The 15,592-nt window shown below is 68.7% G+C and carries 15 protein-coding genes and 1 riboswitch; of the genes, 10 read left to right on the top strand and 5 right to left on the bottom strand.

Annotated elements, in window-relative coordinates:
• Positions 1-33 precede the first annotated feature (33 nt).
• Both CJ179_RS26335 and CJ179_RS26330 read right to left on the bottom strand, forming a co-directional pair.
• Entirely contained in the window at positions 34-1,329 is a 1,296-nt protein-coding gene (locus CJ179_RS26335; RefSeq protein WP_095863341.1) for an LLM class flavin-dependent oxidoreductase, read from the bottom strand.
• A gap of 1 nt (position 1,330) precedes the next feature.
• On the bottom strand, positions 1,331-2,095 hold the full coding sequence (locus CJ179_RS26330) for a 3-oxoacyl-ACP reductase (protein ID WP_095863621.1): 765 nt from the start codon (positions 2,093-2,095) through the stop codon (positions 1,331-1,333).
• A 49-nt stretch (positions 2,096-2,144) separates the two neighbouring features.
• Positions 2,145-2,249: riboswitch (TPP riboswitch) on the bottom strand.
• A gap of 72 nt (positions 2,250-2,321) precedes the next feature.
• On the opposite strand from CJ179_RS26330, the gene CJ179_RS26325 reads away from it, so the two are divergent.
• Entirely contained in the window at positions 2,322-2,774 is a 453-nt protein-coding gene (locus CJ179_RS26325) for a MarR family winged helix-turn-helix transcriptional regulator (protein ID WP_072943171.1), read from the top strand.
• Between the two features lie 2 nt (positions 2,775-2,776).
• Positions 2,777-3,199, top strand: coding sequence for an organic hydroperoxide resistance protein (locus tag CJ179_RS26320; RefSeq protein WP_072943091.1), 423 nt, complete (start codon positions 2,777-2,779; stop codon positions 3,197-3,199).
• 21 nt (positions 3,200-3,220) lie between these two features.
• Here CJ179_RS26320 and CJ179_RS26315 read toward each other — a convergent pair whose 3' ends face one another.
• Together CJ179_RS26315 and CJ179_RS26310 are read right to left on the bottom strand one after the other, a co-directional pair.
• Positions 3,221-4,099 (bottom strand): oxidoreductase, encoded by an 879-nt coding sequence (locus CJ179_RS26315; RefSeq protein ID WP_095863340.1) that lies wholly within the window; start codon positions 4,097-4,099, stop codon positions 3,221-3,223.
• 40 nt (positions 4,100-4,139) lie between these two features.
• Positions 4,140-6,128: a CocE/NonD family hydrolase gene (locus CJ179_RS26310; protein ID WP_095863620.1), complete on the bottom strand. Its 1,989-nt coding sequence runs from the start codon at positions 6,126-6,128 to the stop codon at positions 4,140-4,142.
• Between the two features lie 195 nt (positions 6,129-6,323).
• Here CJ179_RS26310 and CJ179_RS26305 point away from each other — a divergent pair, with 195 nt between their 5' ends.
• From CJ179_RS26305 to CJ179_RS26295, 3 genes are read left to right on the top strand one after another with little or no spacing between them, the layout of a single operon-like run.
• Positions 6,324-7,223, top strand: coding sequence for a pseudouridine synthase (locus CJ179_RS26305; RefSeq protein WP_072943167.1), 900 nt, complete (start codon positions 6,324-6,326; stop codon positions 7,221-7,223).
• 45 nt (positions 7,224-7,268) lie between these two features.
• Positions 7,269-8,804 carry a CYTH and CHAD domain-containing protein gene (locus CJ179_RS26300; protein ID WP_095863339.1) on the top strand — a complete coding sequence of 512 codons (1,536 nt, stop codon included), beginning with the start codon at positions 7,269-7,271 and terminating at the stop codon, positions 8,802-8,804.
• A 46-nt stretch (positions 8,805-8,850) separates the two neighbouring features.
• Complete coding sequence (locus CJ179_RS26295) at positions 8,851-9,729, top strand: universal stress protein (protein ID WP_072943085.1); 879 nt, start codon at positions 8,851-8,853, stop codon at positions 9,727-9,729.
• Between the two features lie 12 nt (positions 9,730-9,741).
• On the opposite strand, the gene CJ179_RS26290 is transcribed toward CJ179_RS26295, so the two are convergent.
• The gene (locus CJ179_RS26290) at positions 9,742-10,479 is read right to left on the bottom strand and encodes a VIT family protein (protein WP_072943083.1); all 738 of its coding nucleotides are present in this window, start codon (positions 10,477-10,479) and stop codon (positions 9,742-9,744) included.
• Between the two features lie 139 nt (positions 10,480-10,618).
• On the opposite strand from CJ179_RS26290, the gene CJ179_RS26285 reads away from it, so the two are divergent.
• The 5 genes from CJ179_RS26285 (at position 10,619) to CJ179_RS26265 (ending at position 15,590) form a co-directional block, all read left to right on the top strand.
• A complete protein-coding gene (locus CJ179_RS26285; protein WP_095863338.1) occupies positions 10,619-11,401 on the top strand; it encodes an SDR family NAD(P)-dependent oxidoreductase in 783 nt (260 codons plus the stop codon).
• A gap of 26 nt (positions 11,402-11,427) precedes the next feature.
• Positions 11,428-12,486, top strand: a complete 1,059-nt coding sequence (locus CJ179_RS26280; protein WP_095863337.1) for a YbhN family protein — start codon at positions 11,428-11,430, stop codon at positions 12,484-12,486.
• Between the two features lie 62 nt (positions 12,487-12,548).
• The gene (locus tag CJ179_RS26275) at positions 12,549-13,373 is read left to right on the top strand and encodes an SDR family NAD(P)-dependent oxidoreductase (RefSeq protein WP_095863336.1); all 825 of its coding nucleotides are present in this window, start codon (positions 12,549-12,551) and stop codon (positions 13,371-13,373) included.
• A 119-nt stretch (positions 13,374-13,492) separates the two neighbouring features.
• Positions 13,493-14,710, top strand: a complete 1,218-nt coding sequence (locus CJ179_RS26270) for an ABC transporter substrate-binding protein (RefSeq protein ID WP_095863335.1) — start codon at positions 13,493-13,495, stop codon at positions 14,708-14,710.
• Between the two features lie 22 nt (positions 14,711-14,732).
• On the top strand, positions 14,733-15,590 hold the full coding sequence (locus tag CJ179_RS26265; RefSeq protein ID WP_095863334.1) for a branched-chain amino acid ABC transporter permease: 858 nt from the start codon (positions 14,733-14,735) through the stop codon (positions 15,588-15,590).
• The last annotated feature ends 2 nt before the right edge of the window (positions 15,591-15,592 follow it).

The raw sequence follows: 15,592 nt of genomic DNA, 5'->3' as shown, positions 1-15,592 counted from the left end.
ACTTAGAGAAGGTTGTGTTCTTTGTGGTGGCAACTACCGGCGACCCCGGAGATGGTCGCGCAGGGTCGCTGTCTCATACTCCGCGCGGAACAGCCCACGCCTCTGCAGGACGGGGACGACCTCGTCGACGAAGTCCGCGAGCCCGTTCGGGTAGAGCGGCGGCATCAGGTTGAAGCCGTCGGCGCCGCCGCCGCGGAACCACACCTCGATCTCGTCGGCGATCGATTCCGGGGTGCCGATCATGGTGCAATGCCCGCCGCCTGCCGCCAGCGTGCCCAGCAGCGACCGCACGGTAGGACGGTCCTTCTCGATGATCCGCAGGATCGTGTCGTACCGCCCCTGCGGTCCGGTGAACTCCGAGAGCGGTGGCAGCGCCGGAACGGGTGCGTCCAGTTCCCATGCGCTGCAGTCCTGCTGGACGAACATCGACAACTGCGCCAGCGACTGTTCGACGGGCAGGAGCGCGTCGAGTTCCGCCTTCTTCCGGCGCGCCTCCTCGGTGGTCGAGCCGACGTAGGTGACGAGACCGGGCATCACGGTCACCGCGTCGGCGTCGCGGCCCGCGGCGCGGATGCGCCGCTTCACGTCGCCGTAGTAACTCTGCGCGGCCGTGAGGTCGTAGGCGACGGCGTAGATGCCCTCGGCGCACCGGGCGGCCAGGTCGCGGCCCTGATCGGACGCGCCCGCCTGGAACAGCACGGGGCGCCCCTGCGGCGAGTGCGGCACGGTCAGCGGGCCGTCGACGAGAAAATGCTTGCCCCGATGCCCGATCGGGTTCACCTTGGCCGGATCCGCGAAGAGGCCCTCCCGGTCGAGGACGAGCGCGTCGGGCTCCCACGAATCCCACAGCGCGAGTGCCACGTCGACGAATTCCGCGGCCCGCGAGTAGCGGTCGTCGTGCGGCGGCATCTCCTCGAGACCGTGATTGCGGGCCTCGGCGTCGAACATCGACGTCACCACGTTCCAGCCGGCGCGGCCGCCGCTGATGTGGTCGAGCGACGCCAGCATCCGCGCGGCGTGGAACGGGGTGTAGAAGGTGGTGGACACGGTCGTCACGAGACCGACCCGCTCGGTTGCCCGTGCCATCGCGGACAGCGCGGTGAGCGGTTCGAGGAACCACATGCCCCCGGACGCGGGGTCGCGCACCGAATGCCCGTCGGCGAAGAACACCGCATCGAGGCAGCCCCGCTCCGCGGTCTGCGCCAGTGCCTCGTAGTAGGCGATGTCGCTGAGCCGCTCCACCTGCGAGGAGGGGTGCCTCCACGCGGCACCGTGGTGCCCGCAGCCGAACAGGAACGCGTTGAAGTGCAGTTGCCGGGCGTCGCTCATGTCAGTCCTTGACCAGTCCGCCGTCGACGACGAGGTTCTGGCCGGTCACCGAACGCGACCACGGGGACGCGAAGAACAGGACCGCGTCGGCGAACTCGTCCGGGGTCGTGACCCGCTGCAGCGGAGTGCTCGCCGCGATGAGGTCGAACACCTCGTCGGGGGTGGCGGCGCTCGCGTCGGTGGTGCGGAGCAACCCGCCCGAGACCATGTTGACGGTGATGCCGTCGGGTCCGAGGTCGGCGGCGAGCGTGCGGGTCAGCGACAGCGCCGCGGCCTTGGCGGCCGTGTAGTCGTGGTACGGGACGACGGGATTCTGGAACAGGTTGGTCCCGATGTTCACGATGCGGCCGAACCCGAGCGCGCGCATGCCCGGCAGCGCGGCCTGCGTAGTGTTCAGGGTCGCCTGCACGCTGCCGCGCAATTGCGAGTCGAAGGCCTCCCACGTGATGACGTCCGCCTTCTCGCGTGCGTCGCCGTTGAAGGAGAAGTCGGCGAGGGCGTTGTTGATCACCGTGGTCACCGGCGATCCGAAGTGCTCTTCCGCGGCGACGAACAGTGCCGCCACCTGCGCGGCATCGGTGACGTCGGCCCCGAGGGCGACCGCGCGGTCCGCACCGAGGGATAACGCGAGTTCCTCCGCCGCATCCCGGCTGTTGCGGTAGTTCACGACCACCCGCGCGTCCTGCGCCGCGAACGAGCGCACGATGGCGGAACCGAGTCCCCGGCCACCGCCGGTCACCAGGACGATCTGCTTGTCGAGCTGCATTGCTGTCACCTTCCGTTCGGTCGGCGACGAGACATCGGATGAGCGCATACGGCCGTCTCCGCGACATCCCTTCGCCGGCATTACCCAGTTCAGGTTCGACGGGTGTCTTCTCAGCCGCCCGGATCTTCGCCGGGCAGCACCCCGTGTCACTGGCCAACAGTGTAGGGCAACCACCGGTATCGACCTGTTGGTTGTGCACAACCTAGTTGTGTGCAACTATTCATGGGTGACCGACAACCTCGCCCTCGACCGCCAGGTGTGCTTCGCGCTGTACTCGGCCTCCAGGGCGATGACGGCGAGATACCGGTCGATGCTCGACTCGCTGGGAGTGACCTACCCGCAGTACCTCGTGCTGCTGGTGCTCTGGGAACAGGACGGCCGCGGGGTGCGTGAGATCTGCGACGCCCTCGATCTCGACACCGGCACCCTATCGCCACTGCTCAAGCGGCTCGACGCGCTGGGCCTGGTCGAACGAAGGCGTTCGTCGGCCGACGAACGCCGGGTCGGGATCCACCTCACCGAGAAGGGCGCGGGCCTCCGCACCGCCGCGGAGGGCATCCCCACCGAACTCGCCCGCTCCACGGGCATGGGCGTCGGCGAACTCGTCGCCCTGCGCGACACCCTGTCGCGCCTCACCGAATCGCTCCACAGTTTCGAAACCCCTACAGGAGAGAAGTAACCATGAAGATCGTCTACACCGCCGAAGCCCTCGCAACCGGGGAAGGCCGCAACGGCCACGCCCGCACGTCCGACGGCCGGCTCGACCTGAACCTCGCCATCCCCACCGAGATGGGCGGGTCCGGCGACGGCACCAACCCCGAGCAGCTGTTCGCCGCCGGATACGCGGCCTGCTTCCACTCCGCGCTCCAGCTCGTCGGCCGTCAGGCCGGGGCCAACATCGCCGACTCGGCCGTCGGCGCCCGCGTCGGGATCGGCTCCACGGACGGCGGCGGATTCGGCCTCGCCGTCACCCTCGAGGTGTCCCTCCCCCACCTGCCGCGCGCGGAGGCACTCGAACTGACGGAGAAGGCACATCAGGTGTGCCCGTACTCCAACGCCACCCGCGGCAACGTCGACGTCACCCTCGAGGTCACCGAAGACTGAGCATCCTGCGCGGGCGTCGGGTCACCCGAACTTGTACTCGACGCCCGTCAGGTCCTCCGACAGCGACCACAGCCCCTTCGCGGTCTGCTCGTCCCGCGACTTCTTGTTGGAGCCCACCACCTTCGGGTGGCCACGCTGCTCGAACAGGCCGTCCGGCCCGATGTAACTTCCGCCGATCACGCCGGGGGCGGTGGCCGCGAACAACATCGGCAGCGCCCCCATCTCCGCCGACTGCGCGAAGATCCGGTTGCCGACCGCCATCAGCTTGTCCTGCACCGACTCGGTGTGCGCCTGCAGATTGGTCGACGCGTAGCCGGGGTGCGCGGCCACCGCTGTGACGGGAGACCCCGCCGCGGCGAGCCTGCGCTGCAATTCGTACGTGAACAGCAGATTCGCGAGTTTCGACTGCCCGTACGCGCTCCAGCGGTTGTACTTGCGGTGTTCCCAGTTGAGATCGTCGAGATGTATCGTTCCCGCCTGATGTGCCGCACTCGACATCGTGGCGACCCGATCGGTGATCTTGCCGAGCAGCAGTCCGGTCAACGCGAAATGCCCGAGATGATTTGTGCCGATCTGCATTTCGAATCCGTCGGCCGTCTTTCGCTGCGGAACCGCCATCACCCCGGCGTTGTTCACGAGCACGTCGACGGAATCGACGCCGGCGGCGAACTCGCGCACCGACGCGAGGTCGGACAGGTCGAGACGGCGCACCTCGGCGTTGTCGCCGATCGACCGCGCGACCACCTCACCCTTGTGGGTGTTGCGGCAGGCCAGCACGACGTGGGCTCCCGCCTTGGCCAGTGCCCGCGCGGCCACCTCCCCCAGACCACTGTTGGCGCCCGTGACGACGAACGTACGGCCGCTCTGATCGACGATGTCCGAAGCTGTCCACTTGGTCATGCCGTCAACCCTACGGATCTCGGGACGCGTCGTGAACCCGTCACCACGTCTGCGCCCCGACCAGCGGCAGATTGAGGAAACTCGGCCGGTCCGGCGACAACGCCACGTGCTGCGGCTTCAGCTGACTGTCGGCCAGAATCGGTCCGAGCGGCAGGTACCGGGGAATGCTGCCCGCGTACACGTCGACGCGCAACCGGTGCCCCGGCGCGAGGACCGCGTCGGTGGGCACGAAGTTGATGTCGACCGGCGTCACGTCACCCGGAACCAGCGGCTGCCGCGCGGCCACCGTCAGAGAGTGGTGCGGTTCGGTGTAGTCGCCGTTCGCCGACTTGGTGCTCTTCGAATCGTCCACCGCCCGCATCGAAGCGGTGAGCGCACCGTTGGTGAGCGCGGTCGACGTGCCGTCCGGCGCGACGTCGTTCAGCGTCACCGCCCAGAATCCGTCCGGCGCGTCGAGCACGGTTTCGAGGTGCAGGTTGACCGGACCCGACAGTTCCGTCGGCTGCGTGACGGGGGCACTGGTGAACGTCAGGCCCTCGGCCTCGTTGAAGCGGGAGTCCTTGCTGCACAACGATCCGAAGACGACGGCCGCGCCGGCGGTGCCCTGCGTTCCGTCGCGGGAGCAGAGCCCGCGGAGTCCGGGTGCGACGGTGAGTTGCGCCGTGTCGCCGGGTTTCGCCGGCACCAGGCTGCCGTCGTGGGCGGCGTGCCCGGCGGTGCCGCTCGGGGCACCCGACAGGTACATCCGCTGGTAGTCGACACCGGCCCGCGGGAACTGATCGGTGGTGGTCCAGCCGTTGCCCTGCTGGTACAGCGTGACCGGGCCGTACTCGTCGATGCCGTTGTCGATGCCCTTCAGCCACTTGTCGAACCACGCCCGTTCGAGGACGTCGAGTCGCGGCGGCGCACCCGGCTCGCCGAAGCCGCCCCCGAACGAGACGTGGTAGGCGTCGCTCATGATCAGCTGCTTCTCCCCGGCGGGCAGCGGAATGTCGTTGTAGACCCGCGGTTCGCTGTTCGCGAAGATGTCGTGCCAGGCGCCGTAGAGCATCGTCGGCACGTCGACGTTCCCCGCCTGCGCCTTCCGCTCCTCGTAGAACTGGCCGTCCTGCGCCACCCGCAGCGTGCCGGGGTCGAGATCGCCGATCTGCGTCGCGGTCATCGCCTGGATGAGCGCCGGGAAAAGGGTCAGCGGATCGCGCAACCGGTCCTGCAGCCACCGCTCGTCGAAGTTCCCCTGAGCCAGCGCCTGGACGTCGGGAACGAACTTGAGACCGTTGACGAGTGACAGCCACAGCGGCATGAATCCCACGCCGAGGCCACCGCCCGTCCCGACGATGTCGCGGAGCAGGTCGTTGCCCGGTTCGGTGGGGAAGATCGCCTTCAACGCCGGTGGCCGATGCCCCGCGGCCTGCAGCGAGTTGATTCCCGAGTAGGACACGCCCGCCATCCCGACCTTGCCGTCGGACCACCCCTGCCTGCTCATCCAGTCGATGATCTCGACGGAGTCCTGCTGCTCGAGCGGACCGAGCGCCTGCCATTCGCCCTGGGAGAAGCCGGTGCCGCGCGCATCGACCACCACCTGGGTGTATCCGTTCCGGACGAGGTCGCGGTTGACGCCGAACACGCGCATGCCGCCGCCGGTGAGCACCTTCGCCAGTTCCCCGACGCCGTCGAGCGGCGTTCCGGCGAGATCGAAGGAGTTCACCAGATCGACGACCGTGTCCTCGAGCCCCGGCACCGCCAGCACGGAATCGACGAGGTTGCCGACCAGCTTCGTGTACGGCGTGACATTGAGGACCGACGGCATCTTCGTGTCGATCGGCGTGCCCGAGGCGTCCGCGGGGCGATAGACGTTGGCCTTCAACACCGTTCCGTCGGTCATCGTGATGGGGACGTCCCAGTCGATCGCGATCACCGGATATTTGGGGGGCGCGTCGACCGCGGCGTTCCACGCGGCGCCCGCGACTCCCCCCGTCGGATCCGCCGACGCCGTCACCGCCGGAACGACAGCGAGACCCACCGCCATCGCAAGAGCAACTGCCACCGCACCCGGACGAAACGCCCGTCGACGCACGATCACCACGACCCCCGTGAAAATCTTCCGATGACGCGCCTCAGCGACCATCAGGGTGGCCCGCGTCACAAACTTACCGGATAGTAACCATGAGTCCCCCCGCGGTCAACGACGGGTTTTGCCCGCCACTCGACTACCGTGACGAACGTGCCCGACGCCCCACTTCCCGTCCGCGACGGCCTCAACCCGACGCGGCTGAGGATGCCGGACACCGGCACGTGGGCCACCGTGCTCGAATACCTCGTCGCACGCTTTCCGCACGACGAGACCCGCCTGCGCGAGAAGGTCGACACGGCCGAAGTCGTCGACGAGCGCGGGCAGCCGATCACCGAGTCCACGCCGTTCGCGCCCCGCCGATTCGTGTACCTGTACCGGGATCCGCCGGTCGAGAAGCGGGTGCCGTTCGAGATCGAGATCCTCCACCGCGACGAGAATCTCCTCGTCGTGGACAAACCCCACTTCCTGGCCAGCACCCCGCGCGGCGCGTACGTCGCCGAGTCGGCGCTGGTCCGGTTGCGTCGAGACCTCGACCTCCCGGAACTGACACCCGCGCACCGGCTCGACCGGTTGACCGCCGGAGTGCTCATCTTCACGGTGCGGCGCGAGGTCCGGCGCGACTACCAGTCGCTGTTCGATCAGCGCCGGGTGACCAAGGAGTACGAGGCCGTCGCCCGCTACGACCCCGATCTCCCGCTGCCCGCCACGGTCCGCAGTCGAATCGTCAAGGAACGCGGGGTCCTGAAGGCGTACGAGGTGGACGGTCCCGCCAACAGCGAGAGCCGGATCGAACTGCTCGAGGTCCACGGCGACGCGGCCCGGTACCGGCTGCTTCCGCACACCGGCAAGACGCACCAGTTGCGGGTGCACATGAGTTCGCTCGGCATCCCGATCCACGGCGACAACTTCTATCCCGATTTCTACGACGTTGCCGCCGACGACTATTCGACGCCGCTGCGGCTGCTGTCCCGTTCCGTCGAGTTCGTCGACCCCTGCTCCGGCGTCACACGACGCTTCGCGAGCCTCCGGAGCCTCGACTGGCCGCTATGACCTCGGCTTCTTTCGCCCGGCCCGCTCAGCCGGAAGGATGGTGACATGAGTACCGCGACGTCCGTCTCCGAAGTGGAACGCAAGTACGAAGCGACATCCGAGCAGCAGCTCCCGGCGCTGTCGGGGCTTCCGGGCGTCGACGGTGAACCCCGGCGCGATACCGTCCAGCTGTCCGCCCTGTACTACGACACGGGTGAACTGCTGTTGCTCCGCTCCGGAATCACGCTCCGCCGCCGGGAAGGCGGCGACGACGCCGGCTGGCATCTGAAGATCCCGGCAGGCGCGGACGAGCGGACCGAGCTGCAGCTGGCACCCGACCCCGAGCACCCCGAAACGGAGGTGCCCGGCGAGTTCGCGGAACTGCTCACGGCCTTCACCCGGGGCGCCGCCCTGAACCCGGTCGCGCTCATCAGCACCGACCGCGAGCGGCAACGGCTCGTGGACGCGGCGGGCACGACGCTCGCCGAGGTCGTGTCGGATGTCGTGATCGCCGCCGTACCCGAGACGGGCACCGGAACCGACGAGCGGGTGTGGCGGGAGATCGAAGTCGAACTCGCGGCCGGTGACCGAAAGCTGTTCGACGCCATAGACTCCCGGCTGACCGATGCCGGAATCACCCGCTCGGACGCGCCGTCCAAGTTGCGGCGGGCACTCGGCGACGCGGTGGGCGGCACCCCGGCCCCCGTGCGCGGGAAGAAGCGGTCCGCGCCGCGGACGCTGCTGCTGGAGTATCTGGCCGAGCAGAAGGATTCTCTCGTGACGGCCGACCTCGGCGTGCGGCGCGACCTCGAGGAGTCCGTCCACGACCTCCGCGTCTCGGCCCGGCGGATCCGGAGTGTCCTCCAGGTGTACGGGTCCAGCCTGCGCGACCAGGAGACGGTCGACGAGTTGATCGCCGAACTCCGCTGGGTCGGCCAGGCCCTCGGCCCGGCGCGGGACACCGAGGTGCAGTGGAGCCGGCTCGTGGATCGGCTGGGTGACGCCGAGGAGATACCCGACCGCGAGGTCGTGCGGGCGCGTCTCGACGAATACTTCTCGGGACTCGCCGCGGCGGCCCGGCCCGGGGCGCTGGCCGCCCTGAACTCCCAGCGTTACCTCGACCTGCTCGCCGGGCTCGACACGTTCCTCGCCGCCGTCGAGTCGTCGGCGGGCTCGGGTCCGTCGAAGAAGACCGCCGCGAAAACCCTGCGCACGTTGTCGAAGTCCGTCCACGGGCGCGTGGGGAAGGCGGCGGCCGCGACCACCCGGGCCGAGCGCGACGAACTGACGCACCGAGCGCGTAAGCGCGCCAAACGATTGCGCTATGCGATCGAGTCGACGCGGTCACTGACACCGAAGGCGTCCGCCCGCGCGCAGAAGAAGTTCAAAGGCTTTCAGGACGTACTCGGCGACTACCAGGACGCCGTCGTCGCACGGGAGCACATCCTCGCGGCCGTGGCGGAGGATCAGCACTCCGCCGAGTCGAGCCTGGGCCTCGGAATGCTGCTGCAGCGTGAACTCGACCGCGGCGACGCACTGGCAGCCGATCTGAAACCGGAGTGGAAGAGCGCGAAGAAGGTGGCCCGAAAAGTCTGGAAGTAGGGCACAGTCGGGGAGTACCCACCAGCGTGAGCGAAGGGATCCGGACGTGAGCACACCCGCCAGTCATTCCGTCGTCGTCGGCCTGGACGGATCCGACGCCTCCACCGCCGCCGCCCTGTGGGGTGCCTCAGTCGCGTCGAAGTGGGGTGCCACGCTGTCGCTCGTGCACGCGCTGCCGCAGGACGGTCCGCTGTACAGCCCGGCGGCGATCATGCTGGAATCGCAGTTCCTCAGTCAGCTGCGCGAGGACGGCGAAGCCATCATCGGGACGGCGAAGAGGCTGCTGGGGCCGAAGTTCCCCGGTCTCGAGATCGAGACGACCATCAGTCCCGGTCCGGCAGGCACCGCGCTGCTCGAGGCCGCCGACTGGGCGCGGTTGATCGTGCTCGGGTCCACGGGAGCGGGCGCGTTCCGTTCGGTGCTGGTCGGTTCGACGGCGCTGCACGTGGTCAACCGCGCGCCCTGCCCGGTGACCGTCCTCCGGGGCGAGGTCACCGCGCCGGACCAGCGTCCGGTGGTGGTCGGGGTCGACGGAAGCGACCTCAGCGGTGACGCGGTGGCCCACGCTTTCGAGTTCGCGTCGTTCTTCGAGGCGCCCCTGAGCGCCGTCCACACCTGGCAGGGCTCCCCCGGTGCGGGCGGCACCGGCCTGCTCGTCGACTGGGATGCCGTGCAGCAGGAGGAGCAGGCCCTGCTCTCCGAGGGCCTCGCGGGCGAGGCGGAACGATACCCGGACGTGTCCGTGACCAGGGTGGCCGAGCAGGGCGCCGCCGCGGACGTCATCCTGCGGCACTCGGCCGACGCCCAGCTGATCGTCGTCGGCAGCCACGGCCGGGGACCGCTGCTCGGCGCGCTGATGGGCTCGACGAGTCAGAATCTGCTCCACCACGCCACCTGCCCGGTCATGATCTGCCGGAACGAGTGACGGTCGCCGAGGCTAGGAGATGCTCGTCCCCACCAGCTGACCGATCCCGTAGGTGACGATCATCGCGAGCGCCCCGCCCAGCACGACGCGGAGTACCGCCCGGGTGCGCCGGGCGCCGCCGAGGGCCGCACTGACGGTGCCCGTGAGGACGAGCGCGACCAGCACCGCGACGAACGCCACCGGAATCCGCAGGTGCACAGGCGGTAAGAGGATCGCCAGCAGCGGGACGAATGCGCCGAGCGTGAACGAGAGCGCCGAGGATCCCGCGGCCTGCCAGGGGTTGGTCAGATCGTTCGGATCGATGCCCAGTTCGACGTCCACGTGGGCGGCGAACGCATCGTGATCGGTGAGTTCGCGGGCGACCGTCCGGGCGGTCTCGTCCCGCAGCCCCTTGTCCTCGTACATCTCGACGAGTTCCTCGAACTCGGCGTCGGGGGTCTCGGCGAGTTCGCGACGCTCCTTCGACAGCAGCGCACGTTCGGTGTCACGCTGGGTGCTCACCGAGACGTACTCGCCGAGCGCCATCGACACCGCCCCGGCCGCGAGACCGGCGAATCCGGCGGTGAAGATCGCCGATCGCTCGGTGGTGGCCGCCGCCACCCCGACCACCAGACCGGCCGTCGACACGATGCCGTCGTTGGCGCCGAGGACACCGGCCCGCAACCAGTTGAGGCGGCTCGCCAGACTGGGTGCATGCGGCTCGTCGGGGTGCCGCGAGGGCTCGGCCCGCTCGGCGTTCTGCGCTGACATGCGTTCAGGCTAAGACGAAAAGGCCTGGTCGGATAGCCAGGCAAGGCTGCGCTGGGCTTCGGTGCACGGTTCCCAGCACACCGAAACCAAGCAGTTGCTAGGTTAGGGACGCGATTCCCTCACACGCTTGGAGTTCCTCATGGCGACACCCGCCACCAGCACCCCTCGAAATCGCTGCGCCGCACTGGTCACGGGCGGCACCGGCGGCATCGGCTCCGCCATCGCACGGCAACTCGCGACCCTCGGCCACGACGTGGCCATCACCTACCGGTCCAATGCCGACGTCGCCGCGGACCTCGTCGGCGAACTGGAAGGCAGCGGCGTCGCCGCGCAGGCGTTCTCCGCCGACCTCACGGACCAGCCGCGCGTCGCGAGCGTCGTGAAGCAGACCGTCGAACACTTCGGCGGCCTCGGCATCCTGGTACACGCCGCCGGACCGCACGTCCCGATGATCCACCTGTCCGAGGTCGCTCCCCGGGACTACGCCGAACACCTCGAGCAGGAGGCGGTCGCGTTCTTCACCGTCGTCAAGGCCGCCCTGCCCGCGCTGCGGGACGCCTCCGGTTCCGTCGTCGCCGTCACGACCGCGGCCACCAGCCGCTTCCCGGTGCGCGACGGCCTTTCCCCGGGAACCAAGGGCGCGATCGAACAACTGGTCAAGGGATTCGCCGCCGAGGAGGGCCGCTACGGCGTCCGCTTCAACTCGGTGGGCCCGGGGATGCTCACCGACGGCATGGCCGAGCGGCTGATCACCTCCGAAGAACTCGATCAACGCGCACTCGACGCCGCGATGAGCCGGATACCGCTACGCCGGTTCGGCACCGCCGCCGACGTCGCCGAGGCCGTCTGCTTCCTCGCGGGCGACCGGGCCGGTTTCGTCACCGGGCAGAAGCTCGACGTCGACGGCGGATACACGGTCTGATCACCCGCCATGTGTAATGGACGCGTATGACTGACGCCGAAGACACCCGCCCGACGCCCCGCAGGCGTCGTGTCGAATGGGTGATCGGCGGCCTGCTCGTCGTGGTGCTCGCGGTGGAGATCGTCCTGATCTGGCCGGACCTGTCCGAGAGCGTCCAGAACCTCGGCGACCTGAAATGGGGTTGGGTGGCCGCGGCCGTCGTGGCGTCGCTGGCGTCGATGTCGAGCTTCGCCCGGGTGCAACGCTGCCTGCTGGGGGTCGCGGGTGTGCACATCAGGCAGCGGCAGTCGCTGGCGGTGACGTTCGCGTCCAACTCGATGAGCGTGACGCTGCCGGGCGGCCCGGTTCTCGCGACGACGTTCACGTACCGGCAGACGCGGCTCTGGGGTGCGTCGCCGGTGATCGCGACGTGGCAACTGGTGATGGCCGGCGTCCTTCAGGCGATCGGCCTGGCGCTCGTCGGACTCGCGGGCGCACTGCTCGTCGGAGCCAAGACCAACCCGTTCTCGCTGATCTTCACGTTCGGCGGCCTGTGCGCCTTCCTCGTCGTGGCCCAGTACGCCGCGTCACGACCCGACGCACTCGAGGGCGTGGGCATCACCGCGCTGCGCGGCGTCAACGCGCTGCGAAAGAAGCCTCCGCTGACCGGGGTTCGCCAGTGGAAGCACATCGTCGACCAGATGAGCGCCGTCCGGATGGATCGCCGCGACACGGCCCGCGCGTTCGGGTGGTCGCTGTTCAACTGGATCGCAGACGCCTCGTGCCTCGCGTTCGCGTGCTACGCGGTCGGCGCCCATCCCGGATTCGCCGGGCTCGCCGTCGCGTACGCGGCGGGCAACGCCGCGGGTTCGGCCATCCCACTCCTGCCCGCCGGGCTCGGTGTCATGGACGCCGTGCTGGTGCCCGCCCTGACCGCCAGCGGAATGGCCGGCTCCGAAGCGGTGTCCGCGATCGTCGTCTACCGGCTGGTCAGCTTCCTGCTGATGGCCGCCATCGGCTGGATCGTCTTCGCGGTGCGCTTCCGGGGTGCGCAGCAGGGCGAGGAGGGCCCCGACCTCGAACCACTGTGGGGTCGCGGCACGTGAATCCCTCCCGCTGAGCGAGAGCGCCGGGCCGAGGCCGCCGTCGACGGTCCTACCGTCGAGCCGTGACGGAACCGGAATCAGATGAGAAGCAGGTTGTCGTCGTCACCGGCGCGGCCTCGGGAATCGGCGCGGGGATCGCCCGGCATGCGCACGCCCGCGGCATGGCCGTGGTGCTCGCCGACATCGACGCGGCCGCACTGGACCGTGCGTCCGCGGACCTGGGCGGCGCCCTCACCTGCGTCACCGACGTGTCCGACTCCCGATCCGTCCACGCCCTGGCCGAACTCGCGTTCGACTCGTTCGGCCGGGTGGACCTGCTCTTCAACAACGCCGGCATCATGCGGGCCGGATTCCTCTGGCAACTCGGCGAATCCGACTGGGACGCCGCACTCGGCGTCAACATCACGGGCGTCGTCAACGGAATCCGCGCGTTCGTTCCACGGATGCTCGATCAGGGCGGCGCCGGCCGCGTCGTCAACACGGCGTCGGTCGGCGGTTTCGCGCCCGGTCCGATGATGTCGCCGTACAGCGCATCGAAATTCGCGGTCGTCGCGATCACCGAATGCCTGCAGATGGAGTTGAGCATGATCGACGCCGCGGTGTCCGCGAGCGTGCTCGCACCCGGGCCCGTCGTCACATCCGTGTTCGACAACCCGTTCGGGGCCGTCTCCCATCCGGCCGTCGATCGGATGGTCACGCAGATGCGCGAATTGCTCGACACCGACGGACTCGACGCAGACACGTTCGCGGAGTTGGTCTTCGCGGGCATCGACCGCGGCGACTTCTGGCTCGCACCGCAGGGTGAGCACCTCGACACGATGGTCCGGCAGCACACCGCCACCATCCTCGAACGGCGAGAACCGGTGATCCGGCAGTCGTTTCGCTGAGTTCGGCACGTTCCGGGCGAAATCCTCCCGCCGAGTGAGACATTCCGCGGACATCGACCGTTAGTTCTGCTACCTTTTTCCGAACCAAGCACTTGCTTGCTTACGCTAAAGGGGCGCCCATGCGAATTCGATCCTCAGCTCTCACAGCGGCGCTCGCCGCGACCACACTCGCGCTCACCGGGTGTTCCGGGGCGGGCGCAGACGACGCCGACGCCGCCGGCGGACCGTATCGGGTGCTCGTGACCGGCGGAATCAGCGGGCAGGGCGCGCTCGCCGCGAACGCGCAGACGTCCGTGCTCGCGGCGAAGGCGAGCGCCGAGGCCGTGAACCGAGCAGGCGGCGTCGGCGGACGCCAAGTGGAGATCACCGTCGTCGATGACGCCGGCGACGCCACCACGGCCGTGTCCAAACTGCGGGAGGCCATCGCGTCGGGAAAGAAGCCCGACCTCTTCCTCAATTCCGGTCCGTCGACCATCACCACCGCGACACTGCCGATCCTCGCGCAGAACAAGATCCTCTCGTTCAACATCGGACCCACCGAGGATTCGGCGAATCCGGAGAAGTACCCGCTCAACTTCGACCTCGCCTCGGGACCGGCCGAGAACGCCGAGACCATCGCGCGATACATCAAGGGCAAGGGATACCAGTCCGTCGGCGTCGTCCACGGGAGTAGTGCCTACGGCGAAGTGTTCGGACAGGCGATGGAAGACGCGCTGAGCGAAGCAGGGGTGAGCAGCACCGGATCCGAGGAGTACGACACCGCGGCACTCGACATGACGGCACAACTGCAATCGCTCAAGAACCGGGGCACGCAGGCGCTCGTCGTGGACGCCTACGGGGCACCACTCGGATACCTCCTCGCGAGCCTTCAGCGGCTCGACTGGAACATCCCGCTCGTCGGAAACACGTCGGTCGCGGGAACGTCGCTGGTCTCGAAGGCTGCACCGGAAGGCGTGCTCGGCACTCCGGCCACGGCGAACCTGGTCATGCACGTGCTGTCGAGCACGGTCTACGACGCGAACGACACCGCCGTCAACACGATGGTCGACAACATGAAGGCGATGGGCGACATCCCGTCGACGCTGATCCTCGCCGACAATTACGACGCACTGCCCCTCGTCGTGGCCGCCGCGAACATGGCCGGCTCCTCGTCCGATCCCGAAGCCCTCGCCGAGGCGCTCGAGAACCAGGAAGTCCTCGACGGCGCCGAGACCGCGTTTTCGCCGTCCTATCACTTCTCGGCAGACTCGCACGCGTCGAAACCGGGAGACGAAGCGTACAAGTTCGTGCCGCCGAGCCCACTCCTGAACGGCCAGTACGGAAACCCGAGCGCGTGACACCCACCCACAGGAGATATCGGTGACCATAGTCTGGTCTGGCCTCGCGCTCGGGGCGGTCTACACGCTCGTCGCGATCGGCTACAACATCGTCTTCATCTCGTCCCACACGTTCAACTTCGCTCAGGCCCAGCTGATGATGGTCGGCACCTTCGTCGCCTACACCGGCCTGGTCACCCTGAAGTTGCCCATCCTCGTCGTCGCGGTGACGGCCACGGTCGCCGTGATGATCCTGGCCGGGATCGAGGAGATCGTCGCGGTCCGGCCGGTCCGCGATCACCAGAATCAGCTCGTCACCACGCTCGGCGCCGCGACACTGATCAACGGTGCGACGCAGCTGATCTGGGGAAGCGAACCGCTCACCGTCCCGTTCTTCGGCTCGAACGACCCGATCACGGTCCTCGGCGGCCGCACATATCCGGTCGAGATCGTGCTGCTGATTCTGGCGGTCGTGCTGGTGGTCGTCCTCGGACGGGTCGGCACCCGGACCATGACCGGTCTCGCCCTCCTGGGCATCTCCGAGGACCGCGAAGCCGCCCTGTTGCGCGGTGTCAACGTCCGGGCGCTGGCCCTCGGTGCGTTCGCCTTCTCCGGAGCGCTCGCCGGTTTCCTCGGGCTCTTCGTGGGTCCCAAGACGTTCGCGGTGGCCACCCTGGGTTCGGCGCTGGCGATCAAGGGCTTCGTCGCCCTGGCGATCGGCGGATTCGGCTCGCTCCCCGGCGCATTGGTCGGCGGCCTGACCGTCGGACTCGCCGAGTCGTTCGCCGCTCTCGACCTGGGCAGCCAGTACAGCAACATCGCGGTCTTCGTCGTCCTCATCGCGATCCTCATGGTGCGTCCGGCCGGACTGTTCGGCCGGACGCGGGAACGGGTGGTGTGAAC

Source organism: Rhodococcus sp. ACS1 (assembly GCF_002300155.1).
Taxonomy (GTDB): Bacteria; Actinomycetota; Actinomycetes; order Mycobacteriales; family Mycobacteriaceae; genus Rhodococcus_F; species Rhodococcus_F koreensis.
Note: the sequence above shows the minus strand (reverse complement) of the source record. Positions and strands in the feature narration are given on the sequence as shown.